This window comes from Acidovorax sp. NO-1, from assembly GCF_000238595.1.
In the GTDB taxonomy this organism is placed as follows: domain Bacteria; phylum Pseudomonadota; class Gammaproteobacteria; order Burkholderiales; family Burkholderiaceae_C; genus Acidovorax.
On record NZ_AGTS01000126.1, the window covers coordinates 1 to 450 of the forward strand.

The window sequence follows — 450 nt, forward strand, 5'->3', positions numbered from 1 at the left end:
AGAAGCCGAACCAGACGCCCACACCGTGGACGATGGCGACCGGGAAGAAGATGGCGCCCCCGATCAGGAAGCCCCACTGCTCCTCGGTGAAGCAGCGGTAGAGGTGGGTCACCCAGGCGCCGAAGCTGGCGAGCATCAGCGCGATGGTGATGAGTGCGGCGGAAAGGTCTTTCATGGCTGTCTCCAGGGTCAGGCGTAGATTTCAGGTGCTTCGGCGCGGCGCATCATCCGGACCTGGGCGGTGCGGCGCTCCGGCGCGCGACGGTCGCGGCGCATCGGGTCTTCATCGAGGACGGCATGGGCAACCACCAAGGCGGCCAGCATCATGCAGAGCGGGCTGATGATCTGGCGCTTGATGGCCTCGGCCACCAGCTGTGGGGCGCGCTGGACGCCCAGCTTCAGCATTGCGTTGGCGACACGCTTCTTCACAGTCACATGTGCTATTGCCAT

General features: G+C 65.1%; 1 protein-coding gene. It reads right to left on the reverse strand.

The window, feature by feature from the left end:
- Window positions 1–189 precede the first annotated feature (189 nt).
- Window positions 190–450 (reverse strand): hypothetical protein (locus KYG_RS18730; RefSeq protein ID WP_237707294.1); only part of this gene is annotated, 261 nt, incomplete at its 5' end.